Origin of the sequence: Komarekiella delphini-convector SJRDD-AB1, assembly GCF_014831675.1 — a bacterium.
Lineage (GTDB): Bacteria > Cyanobacteriota > Cyanobacteriia > Cyanobacteriales > Nostocaceae > Komarekiella.
The window spans coordinates 1-1,274 of the sequence record NZ_VJXY01000177.1 but is presented as its reverse complement, the minus strand read 5'-3'; the positions used below and the strand labels follow the sequence as shown (position 1 = coordinate 1,274).

General features: G+C 42.2%; 1 protein-coding gene. It reads left to right on the top strand.

The window, feature by feature from the left end; all coding sequences use genetic code 11:
- Window positions 1-1,251, top strand: a 1,251-nt coding sequence (locus FNW02_RS38175; protein ID WP_191762639.1) for an ISLre2 family transposase, incomplete at its 5' end; no start/stop codon positions are given.
- Window positions 1,252-1,274 lie beyond the last annotated feature (23 nt).

Here is a 1,274-nt window from a genome sequence, read left to right as displayed (position 1 = left end):
ATAAAGACGGCAAAAAAGCAAACGCAGGGATGGCGACACCCTAAAAGCCAGGGAAATGGGCGAATAGAGCGACAAGTACTATGTTTAGGTAATGTTAGTGTATCTTTGCGATTACCCTATGTAGTAGAACGGTCAAAGAAACTAAACTTTAAATGCCGAAAAACCAGAGGACAGGGGTTTTGTCCGTTTTTAAGATGGTTGAGCATGGAAGAAGGGATCACGCCTTTAGTTTGGTCTGTTGTGGCATTTAATGGATCAGTAAGCGGTTCATTTGCGATCGCTCGCCAAATAGTTCAAGATTGGGGGATAAGCATCAGCATTCAACGAATTGAGCGTCTAACCTATCATTTCAATAAACAGGGATTGAGTATTCGTAACTTTCAATTGTTCCAATTAAAACAAGGAACTTTAGAAACTACACCTGTTTTAAAAGCCCATCGAGTAGTAATCTCTGTAGACGGAGGACGGACTCGAATTCGGAAAAACAAGACGGGTCAACGTCGTCAGCATAGTCATCGTCATGGTTATCAGGGTGAATGGACTGAACCAAAGCTACTGACTATTTATGTAGTAGACCAATATGGTAAACGCATCAATACTACTGAGATTCCTGTGACCAACGATGGTACTTATGGTAAACTTCAACCCTTTTTGTCACTGTTAGAAATGCATCTTGTTCGTTTAGGAATTAATCTTGCATCTAAAGTGTTATTAATTGCGGACGGGGCTGAGTGGATTTGGAAACACATTCCACCGTTACTGCAACGTCTCGGTTGTCCACCAGAATCCACACATCAGTTACTTGACTTCTACCACGCCACAGAATATTTACAGTCGTTTGCCGACACTGCTTTTACTCAACCAAAAGAACGAATTGCTTGGTTTAAAACTGCACGCTCTACCCTTAAAAGAGGACAAGCACAAGAGTTGATTCAACAAATGCAGGTTTTGAGTCAAAATGCCAGTCATGAACAACGCTCAACCATGAACTCCCAAATTCGGTATCTCCAGAAATTCTCTGAACAGGGACGATTGAGCTACCATCAACTGGCAGCAATGAAGATGCCTATTGGTAGTGGTGCTATCGAGAGTTTAATTCGCCAAGTGGTCAATCTGCGGCTTAAAGGTAATGGCAAGTTCTGGTTGCTAGAAAATGCTGAAGCAATTTTGCACGCTAGATGTCAATGGGCGGCGGGAAGTTGGCTAACTTTTTGTGATTCCATTTTGATTGCTAGACTTTATCCTGCTTGACCCAACTTTTTCGTGTTGCACCC